Here is a 23,718-nt window from a genome sequence, read left to right on the forward strand (position 1 = left end):
CTGAACAGACCTTTACGGTTACCGTTGAAGATAACGAATCTCCGGTTATTGAGGCGATAGCACCCATTACTGCAAATGCCGATGCCGGAACTTGTGCTGCTTCGGTGGATTTTTCCGTAACAATATCCGACAACTGCGATTCATCTGTTTCTCCTGTATTCAGTATGCTGGTTGATGGAGAAAGTACGGAAATCAGTTCCCCCTATACCTTTCCAGTGGGAGAAACCATGGTTTTTGTAAATGCGATGGACGCTGCCGGTAATGAAGCGGCTGAACAGACCTTTACGGTTACAGTAACAAACACTTTACCTGTAATTAACGGCACATTAACGACCGCTCCTATTGGTCCCAATCCTGTGGGAACAACTGTTACCTTCAGTGATATGGTTACGGACAACAATATCCAATCAGCGGAATGGCATTGGAATGATGGTGTTGTTACATCGGGTTCCTTTACATATGATGCTAACACAGGTACCAGTAACGTGAGTGGTCAGCGTAGCTTTACTAGTGCTCAGAATTATACGGTCACATTGGTGATAACTGACCATTGCAATGAAAAGGTAGAATTTTCCTATCCTGATCAGATAGACATCGTTGATCCCGATGCAACCTCAGTCAGAGGTAGAGGCTGGATTGATTCTCCAGCCGGAGCTGCAGTTCAATACCCCAGGGCTACAGGAAAAGCAAAATTCAGTTTCGATGCCCAATATCAACCCGGTGCCAGTAAAGCAACTGGAAATACAACATTCCAGTTTAGACGCGGAAATATCGACTTTGAAAGCCTTTCCTATGAATCCCTGTTGGTATCGGGTGCTTCAACTATGCTCAAAGGGAATGGCACGAACAATGGCCTGGGCCAATACGGCTTTTTACTCGTTGCGGTAAATGGCAGGCTCAATGGCGATGGTTTGGACAGGTTTCGCATAAAAATCTGGGAGAAATTCAGCGGTACGGTTATTTACGATAACGAAATGGGTACTTCAGATGATGCGGAACCCACCACTGTGATTGGGGGAGGCAATCTTGGAACCAAAAATGAAAAGCCAGGTAAGGGTAGTCAAGGAAAGGGAAAAATAGCTAAAGAAAAACCCGGGAAGGGCAATTCGGGTAAAAATAACCGTTTCGATGTTAGTAATAGGACTGGTAAACCGATTTCTGAGAAATTCCCGGAAGGGTCTGTAACGCTTAACTTGAAGGTATATCCTAATCCTGTTCAGGAAAAGTTGTTTATTGACTTGCAAAGTAATTTTGATGAGGTAGTGCTCATCAGCATCTTTGACCTGACAGGCAGACTGCTGTATGAGGAGAAATGGCCAATTGTGAAAGGACAAAATAAAGTTGTGATTCCTATCAATGCTATAAATATTAAGACAGGGAAGCTATTGTTCCGATTGATGTCCCCATCTACAGGGTTCCATAATTTCATACTAATTAAACCGTAATTTACTAGATCAACCTTTAGAAACCACTTCTCAACCGAGAGGGGGTTTCTTTTCTCAATATAAAAAGCCTATTATTATGCATAGCCTGTGATCAGAATGATCCTATGTGCTTACATGCCTCCTATGTGGTTTAAAAAAGAGAACCATATAAGGCAGTTAAAGTCCTATTAGAGGGGTAAAAGATGGAAAATTGTCAAAAAGACTCCTATGTGCGCTCATGTGTCCTATGTGGTAAAACTAAGAACCATAATCCTGACCAAATAAAATCCAGTTAACCAGCCTTATTTTTAACACTTTAGATGCTATTAACCATCACCACCACCCATCAACCGGCAACAGACCTGGGGTTCTTGCTCCACAAACATCCGGACAAATTCCAGTCCGTGGACCTTTCCATTGGGCAGGCACATATTTTTTATCCCGAAAGTGCTGAAGCCAAAACCACCGTTGCCCTGCTGCTGGACATCGACCCCACCGATATGGTACGAGGGGCAAGAAACCTCGCCGGTAAGGGATTTGCACTGGGGCAATACGTGAACGACAGGCCCTACGTGGCCTCCTCCTTTATGAGTGTTGCCCTTTCCAAGGCCTTTTCCACGGCCATGAATGGCAAATGTGAGGACAGACCAGAATTGGTATCCACGAAATTGCCCTTTGAGATCAAAATAGCCGTTTTGCCGGCACCCAAAGGAGGAGAATTCCTGATCCGGAAATTGTTTGAGCCCCTGGGATATCAAGTAAGCCTACAAAGACATGCACTAGACGATAAATTCAAGGATTGGGGAGATAGCAAATACTTTACCCTTGCGCTTTCTAACAGCCTGACGCTTCAGGAACTGCTTTCCCACCTCTATGTGCTGATTCCCGTCCTTGACAATGACAAACATTATTTTGTCAGCCAAAATGAGATTGAAAAGTTGCTCGAAAGGGGAAAGGGATGGCTGGAAGGCCATCCGGAGAGGGATCAAATCAGCAGTCGCTACCTGCTTAACCTGAGGTCACTCACCCGTAAGGCTCTGGAAAGTTTTCATGAAGCAGACGAGCAGCCTGAAGACAGCGAGGAGGAGAAAATAAGCAAGGAGGAAATCAAGAAAAAGGAGACACTGCACCAGCAACGGCTTGCCCTTGTATTGGAGCAGCTAAAAAAGACTGAAGCCAAAACGGTTATTGATCTGGGCTGTGGGGAAGGAAAAATGCTGAGAATGCTGTTAAAAGAAAAGCAGTTTTCCAGGATTGCCGGCATGGATGTGTCCTATGAACAGCTGAACAAAGCCAAAGAACGCATGCATTGGGAAAACATGGCCCCTAAGCAAAAGGAACGCATCACCTTGTTTCAAGGGGCCCTCACCTACCGGGACAAACGCCTGGAAGGATACGATGCCGCAGCCATCGTGGAAGTCATGGAGCACCTGGACGAAAATAGATTGGATTCCTTTGAGCGGGTCGTTTTTGAGTTTGCCCAACCCAAAACCGTGGTGCTGACTACTCCCAATGCCGAGTACAATGCCCTGTTTGAGAAAATGGAGCCAGGCAGCATGCGCCATGCCGACCACCGTTTTGAATGGACCAGAAAGCGGTTTGAGGCCTGGGCAAAGCATGTGGCCAATAAAAACAATTATACCGTGGAGTTCCTGCCGGTGGGTCCGGAAACCGACAAGGTGGGGGCTCCTTCACAAATGGGCATTTTTACCTATGGAAATTAAGCTACCAGAACTTTCTCTAGTGCTCCTGATCGGTGCTTCCGGAGCGGGAAAAAGCACCTTTGCCAGGAAACATTTTGGCAAGCATGAGGTGGTTTCCTCAGACAAGTGCCGTGGAATCGTATCGAATGATGAAAACAATACAGCGGCTACTACCGATGCTTTTGAGCTGTTGCATTACATTATCGGCAAGCGCCTGAAAAATGGTTACCTGACGGTGGTGGATGCTACCAATGTGGAGTTTGATGCCCGGAAAAGCCTGATTCAACTGGCAAGAAACTACCATACCCTGCCGGTGGCCATTGTGCTGGATATGCCACAAAGGGTCTGTGAAGAACGCAATGCCGGACGGCCCGAGCGTGATTTCGGAAATTATGTTATTCGCCGACAAAAGTCTCTTTTGAAACGGTCCATTCGAGGCTTGCGACGGGAAGGTTTTCGACAGATCTACGAGCTCAAATCTCCTGAAGAAGTAGACAGTGTCACTGCCATTGTTCGGGAAAGGCTTTATAACGATAAGAAGGATATCAGGGGTCCGTTTGATATCATTGGGGATATTCATGGATGCCATGAAGAAACCTTGGAGCTACTGGAAAAGCTCGATTACCGCATAGATAACGTAGCCGATAACGGAAAGAACTATGGCATTGACCTTACCCATCCGGAAAACCGTCAGGTGATTTTCCTGGGAGATCTGGTAGACTGGGGACCTGATTCCCCGGCAGTCATGAAACTGGCCATGAGCATGGTGCACAGCGGCATCGCCTGGTGCGTTCCCGGCAATCACGACCTCAAGCTGCAAAAGAAACTCAACGGAAAAAATGTATCCCTCAACCATGGACTGGCAGAAACCATGCAGCAACTGGAGAAAGAACCGCCTGAATTTCTCCTGGAGGTTAAGGACTTCCTGTACAGCCTGATCAGCCATTATGTATTTGATGATGGAAAACTCGTTGTCGCTCATGCAGGATTAAAAGAAGAAATGCAAGGCAGGGGTTCGGGTGCCATCCGGTCTTTTTGCCTGTATGGAGAAACAACCGGTGAAACCGACGAGTTTGGCCTGCCCGTCCGCTACAATTGGGCATCGGAATATTCAGGCAGGGCAAAAGTAGTCTACGGACACACACCCGTGCCGGAGGCGGAATGGTTTAACAAGACCATAGACATCGACACGGGCTGCGTTTTTGGTGGTCAATTGACTGCGCTGCGGTATCCCGAAGAGGAACTGGTAGCCGTGCGGGCAAAGAAAGTGTATTGCGAACCTGTAAAGCCCCTGCAAGCGAAATCCGAGACCGAAATGACCCTCCAGCAGGCGTACGATGACTTGTTGGACATTGATGATGTGATTGGGAACAGCATCATTCAAACACGTCTCAGGAAGAACCTGTCCATTCGGGAAGAAAACTCCATTGCCGCACTGGAAGTGATGAGTCGTTTTGCAGTCAACCCCAAATGGTTGATTTACCTCCCTCCCACAATGTCCCCCTGCAGCACCAGCGACATGCCGGAATACCTAGAGCACCCCAGGCTGGCCATCGATTATTACAGGAAAAGAGGCATAGCCAAAATAATTTGTGAAGAAAAACACATGGGATCCCGAGCCATCCTGGTTATTTGCAGGGACGAAGTCGTGGCATTAAAGCGCTTTGGGATAAAAAATGAAGGCATTGGCGTATGTTATACCCGGACAGGGAGGAACTTTTTCAATGATGGCAAAATGGAAAAGGAATTCATTGAAAGAGTAAATAAAGCATTGGGCAAATCCGGTTTTTGGGATCAATTGCAAACCGGATGGGTTTGCCTGGATACCGAAATCATGCCCTGGTCTGCCAAGGCCCAACTGCTACTAAAAGATCAATATGCCTCCGTAGGTGCCGCCGCCCACAACGCACTTCCCGAAGTAGAAAAGGCCTTACAAAAAGCGATAGACCGAGGCATAGAAGGTGCCAATCCTTCCCTAAAAAAATTCAGCCATAAAAAAGCCTCCATCTCCAAATTTATTCAGGCCTACCAACACTACTGTTGGGATGTCAACAGCCTGGAAGATTACAAAATAGCCCCCTTCCATGTGCTGGCCACTGAAGGTGCCGTACATGTGGACAAAACGCATGAATGGCATATGGAAACCATCAGAGAGATCTGCCTGGTCGATGAAAAACTTTTTCGAGCCACTCCCAACCGGGTAGTCGACACCAAAGATATCGAAAGCATCCAGGCGGCCATTGACTGGTGGCTGGAACTAACGGGAAAAGGCGGTGAGGGAATGGTGGTAAAGCCCTTCGAATTCCTCGCTTATGGCCAGGAAGGACTGTTACAACCGGCCATCAAATGCAGGGGAAGTGAATACCTGCGCATCGTATACGGCCCGGAATACGACAGCCCGGAAAATTTAGAAAGGCTCAAAAACAGGGGGCTCTCGAAAAAACGTTCCCTTGCCTTGCGGGAATTTGCCCTTGGTATAGAAGGGCTGGAAAGGTTTGTAAACAAGGAACCTTTACGTCGTATTCATGAGAGTGTATTTGGGGTGCTGGCCCTGGAGAGTGAAGAGGTGGATCCGAGGTTGTAGGGCTATTTTTTGAGTTAGTCCGGAGAATAGGCTTATACTGCTAGACATAAATCCAGAGATAATAAGTTGCTGGTCCCTACCCTTTCTCCATTATCCAATTTTCAATTATCTAATTATTTTTCACGCTACTTACCTCCAATATACCAATGCTTTGGTATTGTCTGCCTTTGACATGGGGGTTATCTTGCTTGTCAGGATTTTAGTTCCCATTATGGGAGTGAGGTGGCGAAGCTGACTAAACATTCTATTAAATTAGACAATTAACCGATACCAAATTATATGTATTTCAGACATTTATGTGTTGTAAATCTAAAAAAACATTGTCTTATGCCACAACGTGCTGTGCCAACGCAATTCGACCAAAAAGATTCCGGAAGAGGACATCAAAAGTGGTTTCCACAACATTTCTCATGAATGAATCTTGCAAAATATTCCATTGAGCAGAAAGGTTTTTGCTCAATGACTTAAGAAAGGCTAAATGGATAGCAAACCATGGTTCCGACAAAAAGCTTAGCACAAGGTGGGAGTATCTTTGGTTCAATCGTCCAAATGGACTTTAGTGAATATATAAACAATATACATCCATGCCGGACACAAAGGGGAGAGGAACCCCAAGAAAATTTACTTCACCTATTAATCGGAGGACTTTGCGCTGGTCTGTGACTGCAGTTAATATCTTGAAAGTAAGATAAAACCGCAAATCAACGGGTTTCTTTTCAAGAGTGGGCTTAAGCTCTTGAAGAGAAACATGGAATTTCCCGTATCCGTGGGAGTTTTAGTTCTTATTTTATCATTAAAGACACCGCTGCCTAGCTTACTTCAGTGCATGTGTAACCTCAAACCATCTTGCTACTTAATTGGCTTCGCAGGATTACCCTCGCGCTTAAGATACTTTCACCCTTTGAAACGATCAATTTTTGTACGTATAGTTACCATTCAAGACACCCCACATCGTGTATGCGGCAATGGTGGTGTAGTGATAGGTCTTTGCATATAAGAAAGTTTATGCTAACCGGACACTGGGACAATTAAACGGGTTCCAAGCGGATTTGTTAAATGGAGTTCTAGGTAAACAAGCCGACAAAGAATATTTTTTTTCCGCCATCTTTTTTTGTTTTTTCATTTTTACGTCTGACGCTCATTTGGCACATTTTCTTTTACCTGCCTCCGCACAATGCTTGGCAGATTTCCAAAAGTCAAAGAGCCAAATTTTTCTTACACACCACATTTGTTGCTCTTATTTGACAACAAACTAACAAATCATCTAAATCATTATTTTCACAAACTAAAATTCAAAACCTAATGTCAAATTTTAGATTAAATCTTCCAACAGATATTCCATGGCGCTTGATAGCCAATAGCAGTGATATGATGGATATGAAATTTTGCGATGGGCAACTACCCCCCCCTTGGCGTTCATCGATAGCACTGTCCGTTTTTGAGCCGACTGTGGAAGATCTCCCTTCTTCGCTCTGTGATCGGCGACTGACCTACCTTAAGGTATCCGGCAGTATCACTGGGACTCAGCTGGAGTCGATAGAAGGACTTTCCGGTACTGGGCTGAAGGACGGAGTGCCGACTAAGGAGAGACTCAAGGAACTTTTGGGTGAGTATATGGCCTGTTACGGGGTACTTGTAAACGTGGCTGTACACCCAATCGTTGAGGGCGGGAAAGGTACCGGCCACTACCCACGAATTATCGATTTCGAACCTAAGAGGCGAGATCTTTACCAGGCAGCCACGGAAAGTGGTGAGGTACTCACCGCTTCCGTCAACAGACTTCGATTGGACAAGACATTCAGCCATACTGAGTCGGTGGAGACCGGGTTATCCCTTACCGCTAGCTATGAGGGGAAGGGGCAAGGCAGCCTTTCTAGAGCCTGGGGAGAAACAACTCAGGATGTTCGTTCGTCCACGCGTGACGCTCATCAGGAGGAGCGTGAGCGGTTCGCCACTACCACTCACCTGAACCAAATGTACAATCTCTTGACCGGGTATCACTTGGGTACCAACCGCTCAGTATTCCTCATGCTGCCTCGCCCGAACACCGAGCAGCCGAGCGAGCACCGCACTTTCGCCCAAGGCCTACGTGTCATTGAGGGAGTGCAGGATTTCTTTCTAGTGGTATCGCGCCCCCGAGATTCAGATGGACTACGGGTGGAAATTCAGCTCGAGACCGGCCACTTTCCCGAGGACACTACAATTGAGGAACCGTCAAAAAAATGGGAAAAGTCCACACTTACTGTGACGGTGGACAAAACCGTAAAGAGCAGAGGACGCTGGGGACGTGAGCGGGCGACGAGAAATTTTGATATACCCTTTCACGGCTTAGAAGAAGATGGTTGGCAATTTGACGTTGCCTCAGGTGATCGAGGCAAAGGCGGTGTTGAGCAGATTCTGAAGTCGGGGGACAACGCGGACGGTTCGACCGGTGGGCGGGGGTTTTACCGTTCACTGCCCGCCATGGAGAATTACGACTACGGTGCGAGCTCACCCGGTCTCGTTTTCGTGAAGATGAAACTCCGGAGCTATACAGAAAAGAATACGCGTTTCCACCGCGACTTTAAGGTGCATCTACGGCGGGAGATTCGCACGACCGGCGCAGACAGAGCGGATGTGGGCCGGCTAATCGTGCTCGGCAGAAGCTTGTGTGCGTGGTACCGGAGTGCGGACCATTGCATAGAAGAGACTAAGCCGGACGAGGAGGAATCACTGCCGGAGGCAAGGAGCACCGTGGGCATCCTCGATGAACTCGATTTGCGGATCCCGAAGGCCGCGACACTCCGCCAAGATTCTTATTCAGAGGCGCGTGCGACAGCGGATGCGGTCGGCAAGGCTTTAGTATCGAGCTGGAAAATGCCGAGCCGGCGACCGCTAGGCGAAACAACTTTGATTGACACTGATTACATCCGAGACCGGTTAATCGACTTGGTGCCCGAAGATCGGAAGCGCTGCCCCATCGAAGATGTACCGACACTTTCCGCAGACGTGAAGGACCAACTCGGTTTGAAAATGAGTGTGAGCGATGTGTTGGCCATGGAAGTGACGGAGCTGGCGAATCAGATCGGGCGCTCCGTAAGCGAGGCCGCACATCTCAGGCGTGTACTCATGTTCCCCGGAGCAGAGACTTCAATGAAAGATGGTTCTCGAGGACCCGAGCAGACCGGTTCCAAAGGAGTCTCCTCTTGAGCGACCTATGTGCCAAATCCGAAGTTAGCATTCAGGTGAAATCTAGTGTTTAGATAACGTACTTAACGTTTGGTTGAAACGGATCTCTTTGGCACAGCAAGAATCAAAAAGTGTTTCAAGTTCTTTAAGTAGGTCTATTGGATTTAACGAAATCGAATCATCTTCTCAATTACTATTTTCACTAAAAAAACTACAACTCCACCGTTAAAATTAATGAGGGAGATGTTATTTATAATTGAAAAAATGCTTCAGCTGATACAATTTAATAAATAATTGAATTTTTATGGGTAAATATCGCTCTTTAGATAACGTAACTGGGGAAACATTTGAGACGGATGATGTTTGCGAATTTATTCGGTATATTCGAAGAACTACGCCATTTAACGCAAAGGAATATAAGGCTAGAACTTTCAGACTATTAGAGGAAGAAGCTGCTCGCCCCGAGAACAATTGCCCTATTAATTTTATAACCGATAATTTAGTCGATCCCCAGCCAGCTCCAAGGGTAGATCCAGTGGAAGATATAAATCAAGCTGATGAAGATTTGGATCAACTTCAAGCCCCCCCAAACCCACCAGTCTCTAGAACAGTTAAGATAGACGATCAAATTAATTCCACAACTGTTAATGCGACCGAAGAACCGATGAGACCCCCTTCTGGTGAGCCCCACCCCTCCCACGGTGAAGAACAACCCCATGAACAAACTGATGCAGGTGACCCTGTGGATATTTTCAATGGTGCTTTCTACTTGCAGGAAACAGATTTGGAGATACCCAACACTATTCTACCACTTGCTTTTACAAGGTTTTATAGGAGTGGGGCAGCTTCATTTGGACCCTTAGGGTGGAATTGGGATCATAATTTCAACTTATTCCTTCGTGAATTAAACAACGGAGATATGGCATTGTGGCGAAACCTTCACGAGGAAAAATTCAAGTTTGATGGTGCGAATTTTGAACCTCAGAGAGGCGTGTTTGAGAAACTTGAAAGAATTCCCGCATTAGCCCAAGTGTATGAGATAAAAGGCGAAGGTGGGGTAATTATGCGTTTTGAAAGGCCCTCAGGATGGATTGATGGAGAAAGAATTCCAATTGTTTGGATAAAAGACCGGCACGGAAATCAGTTACAATTTACCTATGGTGCTGAAGACAAATTAGCTGAAGTACGGGACGATGATGACCGGTTTTTCAGGTTTGATTATGATCAGTGTGGATTACTCGTAGCTGTTTCCGACCATTCGGGCAGGAAATTTCTATACGAACATGATGAGGAAACCATGCAATTGGTTCATGTCAAATCACCTGCCATTAGTGGCCATCCCAACGGCATCACCCGTATTTATCACTATGAGAACCCCTGGACACTGCCTGAATTGAGGCATAATATTGTACGGGTAGAAGATGCTCAGGGAAATGTATATCTCGAAAATACCTATGAACAAGACCCGGCTTCTTGGAGTTTCGCAAGAGTAACCGAGCAATTGTATGGTGGCTACTTATATCAATTCAGATATACACAACTACAATATGTTCCTGCAAATTCAGTCTATGTTAATATTCCCGCTTTGCGAGTGGAAGTAATGAATCCCGACTTTGGCTTGGAGACTTATACATTCAATTACAGAGGCGATTTGCTTGACCGCAGGTATCGTTTAAGTAAAGACAAATCTTATCGTGTAGTGGTCTGGCAATATGAATTTGACGAACAAGGAAACCCTGCTAAAACCACCAGGCCGGACGGAAGTGAAGAATTAACTGTTTTTGATTTCGCCAATGTTGACCCAAGGATGAGAGGCAAACTTTTAAGAAAAGAAATTACATCTGCATCCGGTTTTCCTTCTCCAAGCCGGATAATATGGAGGGGCAAGTATGAACCGGTTTACCAACTGTTAATTGAAGAAAAAAACGAAACAGGGGCAACCACTACCTATAAGTATGATTTTAATATTACTCCTGCCGCTCCAGCCAGTTCAGGAAAATTAATAGAGCTTATTCAACCAGATTCTACCCTGCCCGATGGCACGGCACAGACTGCAAAAACATTTTTTGAATATAATTCCAAAGGTCAATCAACTGCTTTTATTCAACCAAACGGTATAAGAAATGAATTAAAATATGGTACAACCGGACACGAGAGAAGCCGGTTAATAAAACAGGTATTTGATGTAGGTGGAATTGATGCGGAAGAATTGATTAAGTATGACGCGTTTGGATTTACATCTGAGAAAGTTGACAGAAATGGCAATATATCCAGGCAGGAATACAATAGTCTTGGAATACCAGAAAAAACAATGTTGCCTGCTGTAAATGGAAATGTAGCAGAATACTTCTTGCATTACGACTCTGATATGAACGTAATTTCAATTGAAAAACCAAAAGGAGATTTTAATGATGGGGTATTGACAGGGAATCATATTATTGATCTTTTTGAGAGAGATATTTTGGGTTTCCCGGTTAAATATAAACTAAGCAGCAATACCGGGGAAGAGAGAATACTTAAAGTAATTAATAATTACAGAGGTTTTCCGGTCGAAACCATTAATCCGGATGGAAGCAAATTCCGGTCTATCTATGACGAAAGAGGCTTTTTATTAAGCGAGGAACTGTTAGGAACTGACGGTAAAAAAGTCTCGTCAAAAAAAGTTTATGACCGTTCAGGAAAATTAATCCAGGAGACAAATGAATTTGGCTTAACTACAAAATATGAATATGATGGTTTTTCAAGGCTGACTAAAGTGGAATTGCCAAATGAAACACATATAAGATATAAATGGCTTAAAAATGATTTACAGGAATCAGAAGAAACAATTGGTGATGATGGCACAGGTACGATTCGTCAGCTTCAATTCAAATCTTTTACATACGATGAAAAAGGCAGAAAAATTACGGAAACCATAAAATCTTTTACAGATGATTCTTCTGTTTCCGTAGATATGACTACCACCTTATTCTATGATAATTTAGATCGCATAGAAAAAATCATTGATAGCAGAAGTGGTGTTTCAACGAAACAATACGATAATCTAGGCAGAATCAGTATTGAAACTGACCCAATGGGTAATGAAGAGCACTATTTTTATGATAACAATGGAAATCTTATTAAAACAGAAAGCCATCATAAGGAACCAGATAGTTCAACATCTGTTTTTATCAAGAAATTTGAATATGATGCAAGAAACAGAAGAATTGGATTAATAGAACCGGACGGAGCAAAAGTCATCAGTCAATATGATGACAGGAACCTATTGGTTAGTCTGACTGACCAACAAAGGGTAGTCAATGAAATGTTTTATGATAGCTTCAATACTAAAATCCGAGAGATTGAGGATTCCGGTGGACTAAATATAACTAAGCAGTGGACTGTTGATAATATGTCAAGAGTCACTTCATTTATCGACCCTATGGGGCAAATTTCAAGTTATGTTTTTGATTCGGTTGGTCGAAACTTTCGAGTAACTTATCCTAATGGTTTCTCAAGTAAAAAAACATTTAATGATTACAATCAAATTATAAAGGAGCAATTAGGCAGCGGTGTAGAGTTAGTTTACGTATACGATTTTTCAAATCGTTTACAAAAAATCGAAAACACAGTGATCCCCGCTCCATTGATAAAAATTGATACACATGAATTTACCTACGATGGTTTAGACAGAACACTTTCTGCTAAAGTTGGGCTCAACGTTGTTCTCCGCAAATATGACAGCCAAAGTCGTTTGCTCGAAGAAACAACGAATGGTAATACAATCTCATGTACGTATAATGACGTCACCGGAGAAGTTGAAAAAATATGGCCTGATGGTAGAACAGAAAAGCTATCACATGATTTAAATGGCAATCTGAGCAAAGTTGAAGAGACAGTAAATGGCACACTAGGATCGGGCAATTTATCTTTGGCAACTTTTAAGCCAAGTGGCCCAAACTTTTTGGGAGAAACGATTTACAATGGTGGTGTTTCCATTAAAAAGAATTACGATGAAAGAAAGCGGTTGACATCTATTGACGCTTCAAGCCCAACTGGACTAAATGAATCTGTAAAATACCGCTATAACTCTGCGAACCTTATACAAGTAGAAGCTATTTCAGGGCAAAATCCTAAACTCAGTTATTTTGATTATGACACTAATTACAGGTTGCTGAATGCGAGTAACGGTTTTGTTTCCCCTATTCCGGATGCAGTAAATCAGGCTGAACATGATGTGGCTATTTCCACTGTTAAAGCATCTTCGACAGTAGCATCTCAATTTGAAGAGTTTCTTTATAACCCATCTGATGCTAGGACCAAATTCTCTGAAACTGGTTTGCCTGATAAAAACTATGCTTATCAACCCGGATACAGGATTCAAAGTGACGGTACAAACACTTATACTCATTTTACGGATGGCACATTAAGAAGTGATGGCGTTTTAATTTATGAGGCGGATGCACTTGGCAGGATTGTAAAAATAAAATCAGGAACCAGCACCATAACTGAAATCACTTATGATGCTCTTGGAAGACCAAGCGTTGTAAAAGAAGCCGGTAAACCGGATAAATCATTCAATTATCTAGGGGGATTCGTTGAACAGGAAAACGAAAACGGAACTGCAGCAAGACAAATCAGTCAGCACCCTGTAACCGGGATAACCATAGCTTATCACTCTGCATCAGGAAGCCATTATACTTTATTTGATAGAAGGTTTAATTTAATTGCTCTATTAGATGATACTGGTAACTCAATAGAGAGCTATCGTTACAAATCATTCGGTAAACCCGAAATAATTGATAATTCTGGCGGAATTATTAGTAATTCTGCATTTGACATAGACCCGATCTATGGGGGGCAGAGATATTTAAAAGCATCTAATCTTTATCTGTCCAAGAAACGATTGATGGATCCAATAAACGGTGCTTTTTTGAGTATAGATTCCAATGGATATGTTGATGCATCTTCACTATATGTCTATGCAGGTCAGGATCCCATCAATAACATTGACCCTAATGGAGAAGCCGTACCTATTATTGTTGCTGTATTCGTTATCGGAGGTGCGCTGGCAGGAGCAGGATATAGTGGATATGACGCATATCATAACCCCAACAGGTATGAGGGCTTGGGCGGTTCTGCAAGAGTTTTGGGAAATGTCTTTGGAGCTGCGGCCATTAGCGGGTTGGCAATCGTGGGAGGAGAAGCAGTGTTAGCAGCAGGCGGAGCAGGGATATTTGCAACCGGAACAGGAACTGCCACTGCTTCTCTTACAGCAACTCAAACTTTTGTGCTTTTTGGCACAAGTACAACTGTTACAGGAGGAATACTGAGGGGTGGATTTAATAATATGTTTCCTGAGTATGTAAATCCAGTTACTCCTCAAACAATGGCATGGGATTATGCAACCGGAGGCACAGCAGGTCTAGTATTCAAAAGCCTTAATTTATTTCCTGGCTCGGGATTAGGCAGCAGCCGCCCCAATGCAACATGGACTTTACAAGGAGATAGAGATTTAATTCTTAATAGTAGAAGAATCTGGGGCCAGACTGAAGGTAGTGTTTATAGTATGAATACACCAAACCTACCCACTTGGAGAGCAACTGGTGGAGGCTCTGTTAGTCCAAATTCTGCGATTTTTGAATTTCAGGGTGCAAACAATATTTTCAGGCAACATGAAGTGATCGGTCCATTTAGTTTGATAAAACGTATGCTTGGTCAAAGTAAAGCTGGTTTTGGTGATATTACATTTGAGGCGGCAGAACAAATTGGAAGCAGAGTTGTAAATGGAAATACGATACCTATTTATAGGCTCAATGGAGTTCAACTTCAGTCTGGACAATTTGCAGGCCAATCTGTTTCAAAGGCATCAGCAAGGCTTTGGGGAAGACGGTCTTTTGATGTACTAATGGATGCAGGATTAATAACGGCATTAGGATTAAGTATTAATAATCCACTTTCATCTGAAAATACTCACCCGAATGATAAACCACCCTCTTCAAAATGACAAAACAACGAGTGGATATAGTATTGCCACCTGTTTGGTCCGGAGGATATTATCATACTGCAAGGCTTTTAATATATTAATTAGAGGATATTTGTCATAATTTCCTGATCACAGTAGCTAATAATATAACTAAAACAGACTAGACATTGGTTCTTGGATGAAATTTGATTCCGAACACTATAGGATTTAATAATCCTTATATCATCTATCAACTGGAACCGCTATGTCTTGAGCATTGGAGGCAGAAACTTCCCAAATTTCGTTCTTCAAAAATGCCCTTGCGATTTGGGACTATACAAGCTATAATCAAAAGTACCTAAGCGAATATGGGTTGAACTCAACTGTCGTACCTCTTGGGTAAACCTGGAAATCACAGGAGTTTTTAACCAAGCCACAAGATAAGCCATGACACAACTGCTGGATCATTAGTTAAATTATTCTATAAATTAAAACCAGTGCAACCCCTACCCCAAATCCCCTTAGACCAATCCAAACAAGAACACCTGGATGCCTTGCTAAAGCTTAGAGAAAGCCTTAGCCGCAATAACCAATACGGCAAAGGCATCATCTCCGGACTCGAACTTGAATCGGGCGCCAACCACACCATCACCATCAAAGAGGGATTCGGGTTCACCTCGCGGGGCTTGCCGATAGAACATCCGGAGACCGTATACACCCACTTTACCCCCTACAGTCCCCCACCCTTTCCTTCTGAGTTGGCTGCCTTGATACAACTTGGCGAAAGCAATAAAAAAAGTCTCTATCGGTCCAAAGAAATTTATCGGCTAATAAAGAAGGGTGAAGCCGATAAGGATAACGATACCCACCTGAAGCACAAGGAGGACTTAGCAGGATTTGTGGTCACCTTAGTTTTGGAAGCAGTTTTATATCAAGACAGCGAAGAATCTTTCGTTAAAGTGAACGTAGTTCCCCTTTTGGTACCCAAAGGTAGTCCCGTTTTTGAAGATCAATTGCCAGGGCTGTATTTTTTTCAGCGGACACTGCGGTTTAATCCAAGAAAAGGTGAAATACGTTCCGGAAATGATGTTCTTATGCATTTTCTGGAATTGATTTCGAATGGGCATTTAGGTATTTTACAAGAAAATATGGTCCGTGTCTGGGATTTTTATGCGCCTTTATTGGGCATCCAAGAAGATAATCCCTTTAGCATTATTCACCTGGATGGGCTATTGGCCAGCTTCAAATCGGACAGTCGATTAAGGATCATGGCACAATACCTCGTGGACTTTATAGAGGATTTGTGCAGGGCATTCACTGAGTTCCTTGAAAAGACAAAGGCAGCAATAGATTCTGGTCAACTCGATCCGTTTCCATTTCCACTTCACCTCGCCCTGGGCACCACGGCAAAGGGTGTTTATGGTAATGAAAACAAATACCGTCATTCTTTCCAGCGTAATACCTTTACCAACGCTCCACCTGATATCTTGGAAGAAGCGGCTTTTTTGTTAAGAAGATTGGGTATAATGGCTTCCGCCTTTGACTGGGTGAATATTGAGGAAAGCAGTAAGGTGATTGTCACACCAAGCATGATAGGAAATGTCGAAACAGCAGCACGGGCCATACCCATTTATTATGACTGGGGCAGATTGAAGGACTTTTGGAAATTTACCGATAAGGTGGCTTCATTTCCCTATTACCATCCAATGGGATATTTCAACGAATATGAAATGAATTGTCCTTCTTGGGTTAACAGACCACTGGATTACAACCTGGGGCCCTATAACTTCTTTAAAATAGAGGGCCATATTGGAAAGCATTATACAACCGCAAGGCAACAACTGAACTTCTTTCGATCGGCATATTCCCTGCCCTTTCAGTTGCTTGTATTAAGTTCAGGCGACTTCACTGCATTGCTCCAGGACGAATCAAAACCATTAAATGGCATTGAGCACAAGGCTGGGGTTACAAAAGGTGGCACCTTTATACTTGTATTCAATGATAATGAGTCGATTCAATCTAGACAAAACCCTGAAGCCACCAAATATGCTGAATTTGCCGAGTCATTAAGGTGGTTAAACCTACCCCTGGGAGAGCATGTGGAAAAAGTGATAGCGGCTTTGGACATAAAGGCCGCCGAACAGAAGAGCAAGCCAACCCAAATTCCGGATCACATCGTCATAGCAGACTTTTACTTGCCCTATTATTTCCCATTCCCCCAGCCGGAATACCCTAGCCCATCGAAAAAACATGCTCCGGGTGAGTCAGCATCTCGGAAACCAGTTATCGAACTGAAGCAACGGGAATTTTGCGAAACGGATGGGGATTCTTATATGATAAGGGTTAAACCAGAGGGGGGAAAGCTTAGGTTGGATGATAAGGAATTAACTATACAAACAATCGTTCCATCAGTAATCGGACCAGGAGAATACACGCTCACCTATGAGCTGGAGGGCCATCTGGAAACCATCCGATTTAAAGTGAGCCAAAGTCTAAAACCGAAAATAGTTATTTCGCAAATCGCCTACACCGAAGAAGGCGAGTGGGATATTGCCTTTGCCAGCAGTCCCACAGTTGTATATCCCTTAGGTTGGCAACTCAGTCAATACCAGTACAATGATGACAACAAGGAACACCAAGGGATATTTAGAAGTATGTTTAAACCTAGCGTAGGGGAAATGAGGGTCAGCCTGGAAATCCAAAACCCTCCACCCTGCATGTACACCTACACCTATAAAAAGTTGATTTTTGAACAGAAAAAGGAATATCTATGTCATCCAATTACCAGTTTTACCTGTTCCTTGGAACGCGAACTGCCAATTATTCCTGTGGATCAACGGGAAGGCATACAAATGGAAGCAAGTAAAATCAGATTAAAAGACGCGAGGGAAATCGCAAAAGGAAAAAATGAAATCATCGTTCCCATTTATCAGGAGACAGCTACTGATTATATTTTTACAGTTGTACAATTCCTGTTTTTGGACGCTTCCTTTCAGGCAACCTTTAAACGGTTCCCGTTAAGTGAATCAGAAAGGATACAGGTTTTCCTGAAGGCAAATCGTCCGGAGGGTCAGTCAAATTGGCAAGTAAACGGAATTTCCTGTGATGATGGGGCAGAAATAATCCTCAACGTAGATGAACTCGGAGATAATTTTCTAATCGTTCATGGCATTACCTTTAAACAAATAGGTTGTGAGGATAGATTGGAAATAAAAATCAATAGCCAGGAACTTCTTGAGGCGCTGCGAATAAGTGGGACCCATACAAAAACGGTAAACCACTGAACCTTGTCTCCTAAATTTAATCAGTTCCCATATTGTCATTTACCACCCCCTTTTTCCCCCTCCTAAAACAGGAGGGGGATATATGAATTACTATTGGTTCCTCCCATTGCTTATTTGGTTTTACGAAACTGCTTGCCAATTCCAAGTTTATTAAATTCTATTTCTATTTTTCTCAGTTTCCATTTGCCTTATTCAAAGCACCAATTAACCTCAATAAGAAGAAAACTCACTTTATTGGACAGACTAGCCCCCCTCCTGCTAAAAGGAGGGGGGTTGGGGGGTGGTTGAAAATACCAAATCTTAGGTATTGCCTGAATTCTAAAGAAAATCTACCTTGACCATGCATTAATGATTGAGTAGCAAATTGAGTCTTGAAGGAAATCAATCCTTTTCACATTTTATCATCAATACTTCCCTCATGTACCTGCAACCAGAAGCCTATATTAAGATCCGTGAAGAAACACTGGAGGAACTGCACAAGCGATATCCCGGACAGTTTATCGAGGGAAACCCATGGGACTATATTGCTATTTTTCCGGCCAAACATGAGAAAGTGGGCGAGCTGAAATTGTACCAGGCTATCAAAGACATTACCTATGTCATCCCGTATATCACGCACGGACACCTGTCTTACCCCGAAGATGATACACCGGAATATGCAGCCAATTATATGAAGTGGTCCGTAGTGGATTTTCTGGAAGATCTTTTCAATGACAACATGCTTTTGGCCATAGACAGAGACCTGACTTTCTCATTTGCCATCCCACAATGTTCTGTTTCCCAAAGGGAGGGGTTTATGGAACCCGGTGTGGACTATTTTGTATGGTCCGGCCCTATCCCTAACTTAGCGGAGGAAAAAGGCAGGGATACCGCTGTTTTCAGGAATAAGTTAAATGATGATTTATAACCTGAATTCGAATCAGTACCGTTATCGGTACCTTTATACGCTGCTATTCAGTTCAATTAGCAATCTTTGTTAAAAAATATAACCTACAATAAAAATTTTATCGGATCTAAGTTTGACATTTAATTAAACAAAGCGAGCTGGCCCGACAAAAAACCGGGGTGCGCAGGAGGCTTGTGGGGGGAAGGATTTTTTTGTCTTGATTTTTTGGTACTTTTTCATCAAGGAAAAAGTACAATAAGAAAAGCTAACGATACAAAATAACAGCTAACCTACCATTATACATTAAATGGAGAGCTGCTAAAACTTCCATAAATATAAAAAAACATGATCCGAGACCAACTTATTCCTGCACTAAAAGAAAAATACGGTGACACCTTTACGGTTGGTGAACCCAATGAATTTATAGCTCTCTTCCCCGCCAAACACGAAAAAGTAGGCCGCCTGATGCTGTATGAAGGGGAAGAATACCTCACCTTTGTCATCGAAAAGGTAGCCCACGACCATGTTTATTTCGATCCAAACGAGGAACAGGAAAAAATCGATCAGTCTGTGACTACCCAAACCATGGAGTTTTTGGATGATTTATTCAATGACAGGATACTGATGGGCCTGGCCAAAGACCTAATGGGCACCTCGATCATGGCCTTAAAATGGGGCGAACCAAAAGATTTTATGCAACCCGGATTTGACTATTTTTTATGGTCCGGCCCTATTGGCGATATCACTGAAAATTCACAAAAATAAGGCAAATGAATTTACCCTTTTGGCATGATCAGAAAATCAAGGAATGGCTGGCACAAGCGATGGGACTGGCTACTGTTGTTCTATTTCTATTGACTTTTTTGGGGCTGTACTCCTGCGAAACAGACCAAATTGATGACCAGCCTGCTCCTCCCCCTGTTACTTTGGATGGGGGAACAGAAATTTTTCATATTTATAAATTCCAGGTTCCTGACTTGCCGGAAGATCAATCAGCCTTTACCGGTACCCTCGGCGATCAAATGGTGCACTTGGGTAGGTATACGGATGATTCCCTGGTTTTCATTATTCCTATCATCCCGGAGGGAAACCACCTACTCAGCGTAAACATAGCTGGGGAAAAGAAGCGATGGTCATTGGACATCCGGCACCCCATACTTGAAATAAACCTCAATGATTTTTATGAGGACCTGATGGGAAAAACAAATGTCTTGCTCTCTCAAGCAGAAACCATCGAAAGCCTGTCGGAATTGTCCTCAGAATTTGAAAGCTGGATAAATACGTTTCAGGAAAATCTCCATGCACTCAGCGATCAGGAAAAAACAACGGTCCTGGGTGCCATGCAGCAGTTTACCTTCAGGCAGCTATTTCAAACCGATCAAATTGACCTGCTCCAATTGGATAATGTGGAAAACTTATCATCCGGCCGGGCAACCCTGGATTTCCACAACAACCTTTACGATCTGCAACAGTTAGCAATAATGAATCAATTTCCTGACCAACGGCTATACAGCACCATGACATTGGGATTGGGTATGGGACTTTGGTACCGAAATGTACTGAATGAATACCTTTCCCATAAAATACTGGAATTTCCCATGCTTCGGGATATCAGCCTCTATAAAATTGACTCCGTTGATTTGGCTGAAGAACCCACTGAAAAACTATTTTTAGAATCAGGAGAGCATACCGTCTTTAGCCTCTATGCCCATTACCAAAATATAAATGAACAGGATTTAGGTTCAGAGGCATCCAGTAGCCATCATGATTTTGCTGAATTCATTGCAAATGCAGCCCCCTATAAAATTCAATCGGTGCAATTGATCAATTCCTATCTGGAAACCTATTCACTCTCCTTGTCTGATTTAGCAAGCAATTTTATCCACACTTTGCCCCCACATGCGGATAGGGTCCAAAGTAAATTAACGGCAAGCTTCTCAGTAGCACCACGGACTGAAATACTTGATGAAAGCACCTTTAGAATAAGGGAATTTGATTGGGTGGAAGGAGTACTCCAGCTAATGGTGGAGTCCCTGACCGGAAATGCGGTGGAATTTCCCTTGGAGGTACTGGTTGAAAACCCACAGTACCAATTTTTTAAACAGCTATCCGTTATTGTACAGGTAAGTTGTCCAATTATTTTCCAATTTGTAATCGAGGAAGACCAACCGTCCCTAGATATGACTTTTGGTACCCCTCCCTATGTTTTGCATTGGTTGCAGGGTACGGGCAGCGAGAACCTATCCGATCTACCCCCAGGCCAATATGAAGTGGAAGTAGAAGATGCACTGGGCTGCAAAAGAAGCCTATCATTTACTATTCCTGAATTCGGAACTGTAGCAGATATTGAAGGAAATGAGTACCGTACCGTCAGGATTGGTGAACAATGGTGGATGGCTGAAAATCTGAGCGTAGGTAAATTCAATGATGGAACACCTATCGAACCATTAGAAAGTTCAGAAGAGTGGGTTGCTTTTGACGGTCCGGGGTACTCCTGGTACGACTACGATCAGGAAGCTCACCAAAACTACGGGAAATTATACAATGCACAAACTGCTTGTTGTGCCATATGCCCGGAAGGATGGCGTTTACCTACCATTGACGATTGGACTCAACTAAGCCATCAGCTAGACCCCTTCCCTGCCGGTAAACTGAAACCAGAGAAAAGCTGGAATGAAGAGAATCTTGACAATACCAACTCAAGTGGGTTCTCAGCCTTACCTGCAGGTGGAAGAAAAATTGATGGGAGTTTTTTTGGAAAAGGTGATGCAACCTTTTACCTGACCCTAAACTCAAACAATAATCTGGCTGACGACCTGTTTCCCACGGTGGGGCCTGGTAAAAATGGCTTTGGTTTTCTATTGAACATGCCCGATTTTCATGGGTTTCCACAAATCTCTACCACCGCTTATTCCATTCGCTGTATAAAAGAATAGGGCAATAGAATTATCGGTTCATACATATTCAAGAACTGCAACTAAGCCCGATATTCATCCAATCACATCAAAAGCATACGCATAAGTCAGCAATTCATTGGGCGAATGAATGTCCAGCTTTTGGTTGATCTTTTTCCGGTGTTGCTCCACAGTCCTCCGGCTGATAAATAAACACTCGGCTATTTTGGGGTTGTTTTCCCCCATGGCAAGTCGCCTGAACACTTCCAGTTCCCGCTCAGTGAGGGTACTGAACTGGGCTTCATGATCCCTTTTGAACAATTCCTCGGCAATGATCCTTTTGATCTTGGTAGATAAAAAAACCTTTTTCTCCAAAGGAAGGATAAAGGAAAGATAACCTTCAAATAATTTTTTAGTCATGACCAGGCAGATGGCGTAGTTTTTTTCCCCGGGATGGTAAAACTGCTGGTAATTGGAATATACCTTTGAACTGCATTCATTCCTAAAATACATTTTGATCCTTGGGAATTCGAAGTCGACGGTGTCGGGATGATACAGTTCCTCCGGGTTTTTCTTCTTAAGTGTTTCCATCCCTGCAGCATCCAGGCCCAGCCAGTTCCTTCCCCGCCGGTTTAAAAAAAGACATCGGAAATCCTTATTGCAATACTGCATGATTTCCCGGCTCATTTCTCCCACTTCCTCCATAGAATTATCCTTGTCAATGATCATTTGCTTGAAATGATTCAATTGCTGCTGTTGCTGGTTTAATAAAGAAGGCAAAATCTCCATCTTTGAAAAAGGGTTTAGGTTAACACAATACTTCCTAATTTGTCCCATTACATGAAACAATATAAGGTAGATCCGTTCTTTGAATGAATTGTTACCGAAATGATCGTAGGGTTTTCAAAAAACCACCGGTGCTTTCTTCAAAGGGCATATGAGTACATCCACAAAAAGGTGTGGAACCGCAGTTGGTTATAATAGCTAGTCCTACCCAAAACAGTCAAACCAGTTTGAATAAAAGTAGGAAATCAAATCTTCAGGAAATGGTAGAATGACCTGTTTGCGATTTGAACGATATACCTTAAAATTAAATAAGAATAAATATCCTGACAATCCCCTTTTGGGGTGATATTTTACTTGTTTAACCTGATTTTCTCCTGCAAAACTTTGGCAATGGCTTCTTTTCCGCATTGAACATGAAGCTTTTTGTAAATATTTCGCAGGTGCGACCTGCAGGTTTCATACGCCATGTGGAGTGTTGATGCGATGTATTTGACGGTATAGCCCTTTACCAGCAAACTGAGCACCTCTGTTTCCCGGGTGGTCAGAGAATACACCTCTTTTTGGGTACGGTGTTTTTTTCTAAAGGAATGCAAGACCTTTTGTGCGATGGTCGGCGACATGGGTACACCTCCCATTTGTACATCATCTATCGCTTCAAATAATTTCAGGGGAGAAGTCTTTTTTAGCACATAGCCATCTGCTCCTGCACAAAGGCTATCAAACAATTTATCATCGTCTTCGAATTGGGTATACATCAAAATCGAAATGCCGGCATTAAGTTCCTTAATAATGGGGATTGCGGAGATTCCATCCAGTTTTGGCATATCAATATCCAGTATGACTACATCCGGTTTATCTTTCCTGATCACTTCTTTTACCTGAAGCACATCCCTGTAATTTCCAATTACCTCAAACTCAGGCCCACTCTCTAAAAGTGTACAAAGAGATGTTCTAAGTGCATCGTCATCCTCAAATAATACCAAACGCGTCGACATGGTTAAAAATAGGTAACTAAAATATAACTATCAATCCCATAAAAGGGGGA

Annotated in this window: 11 protein-coding genes; 9 read left to right on the plus strand and 2 right to left on the minus strand. The window is 43.2% G+C overall.

Translation table 11 applies throughout. From position 1 onward, the window contains the following. The 9 genes from GL182_RS10430 to GL182_RS10470 all read left to right on the plus strand — a co-directional run. Positions 1 to 1,445 (plus strand): HYR domain-containing protein (locus GL182_RS10430; protein WP_163379589.1); only part of this gene is annotated, 1,445 nt, incomplete at its 5' end. A 299-nt stretch (positions 1,446 to 1,744) separates the two neighbouring features. After that, positions 1,745 to 3,148 (plus strand): 3' terminal RNA ribose 2'-O-methyltransferase Hen1, encoded by a 1,404-nt coding sequence (locus GL182_RS10435; protein ID WP_163379590.1) that lies wholly within the window; start codon positions 1,745 to 1,747, stop codon positions 3,146 to 3,148. After that, the gene (locus tag GL182_RS10440; RefSeq protein ID WP_163379591.1) at positions 3,138 to 5,711 is read left to right on the plus strand and encodes a polynucleotide kinase-phosphatase; all 2,574 of its coding nucleotides are present in this window, start codon (positions 3,138 to 3,140) and stop codon (positions 5,709 to 5,711) included. The genes GL182_RS10435 and GL182_RS10440 overlap by 11 nt, the downstream gene beginning before the upstream one ends. Positions 5,712 to 7,013: 1,302 nt before the next feature. Further along, complete coding sequence (locus tag GL182_RS10445) at positions 7,014 to 8,900, plus strand: hypothetical protein (RefSeq protein WP_163379592.1); 1,887 nt, start codon at positions 7,014 to 7,016, stop codon at positions 8,898 to 8,900. Between the two features lie 283 nt (positions 8,901 to 9,183). After that, a complete protein-coding gene (locus GL182_RS10450) occupies positions 9,184 to 14,865 on the plus strand; it encodes a DUF6531 domain-containing protein (RefSeq protein ID WP_163379593.1) in 5,682 nt (1,893 codons plus the stop codon). Positions 14,866 to 15,320: 455 nt separating this feature from the next. Beyond that, the gene (locus GL182_RS10455) at positions 15,321 to 18,107 is read left to right on the plus strand and encodes a hypothetical protein (protein WP_163379594.1); all 2,787 of its coding nucleotides are present in this window, start codon (positions 15,321 to 15,323) and stop codon (positions 18,105 to 18,107) included. Positions 18,108 to 18,459: 352 nt separating this feature from the next. Beyond that, the gene (locus GL182_RS10460; protein ID WP_163379595.1) at positions 18,460 to 19,014 is read left to right on the plus strand and encodes a hypothetical protein; all 555 of its coding nucleotides are present in this window, start codon (positions 18,460 to 18,462) and stop codon (positions 19,012 to 19,014) included. A 324-nt stretch (positions 19,015 to 19,338) separates the two neighbouring features. Then, entirely contained in the window at positions 19,339 to 19,758 is a 420-nt protein-coding gene (locus tag GL182_RS10465; RefSeq protein WP_163379596.1) for a hypothetical protein, read from the plus strand. Between the two features lie 5 nt (positions 19,759 to 19,763). Then, entirely contained in the window at positions 19,764 to 21,929 is a 2,166-nt protein-coding gene (locus tag GL182_RS10470; RefSeq protein ID WP_163379597.1) for a fibrobacter succinogenes major paralogous domain-containing protein, read from the plus strand. Positions 21,930 to 21,983: 54 nt separating this feature from the next. Here the strand turns inward: GL182_RS10470 and GL182_RS10475 are convergent, their stop codons facing one another. Together GL182_RS10475 and GL182_RS10480 are read right to left on the minus strand one after the other, a co-directional pair. Further along, positions 21,984 to 22,676 carry a response regulator transcription factor gene (locus GL182_RS10475; RefSeq protein WP_163379598.1) on the minus strand — a complete coding sequence of 231 codons (693 nt, stop codon included), beginning with the start codon at positions 22,674 to 22,676 and terminating at the stop codon, positions 21,984 to 21,986. A 347-nt stretch (positions 22,677 to 23,023) separates the two neighbouring features. Further along, positions 23,024 to 23,668, minus strand: coding sequence for a response regulator transcription factor (locus GL182_RS10480; RefSeq protein WP_163379599.1), 645 nt, complete (start codon positions 23,666 to 23,668; stop codon positions 23,024 to 23,026). Positions 23,669 to 23,718: the final 50 nt, after the last annotated feature.

The organism is Cyclobacterium sp. SYSU L10401 (assembly GCF_010993705.1).
GTDB lineage: Bacteria > Bacteroidota > Bacteroidia > Cytophagales > Cyclobacteriaceae > Cyclobacterium.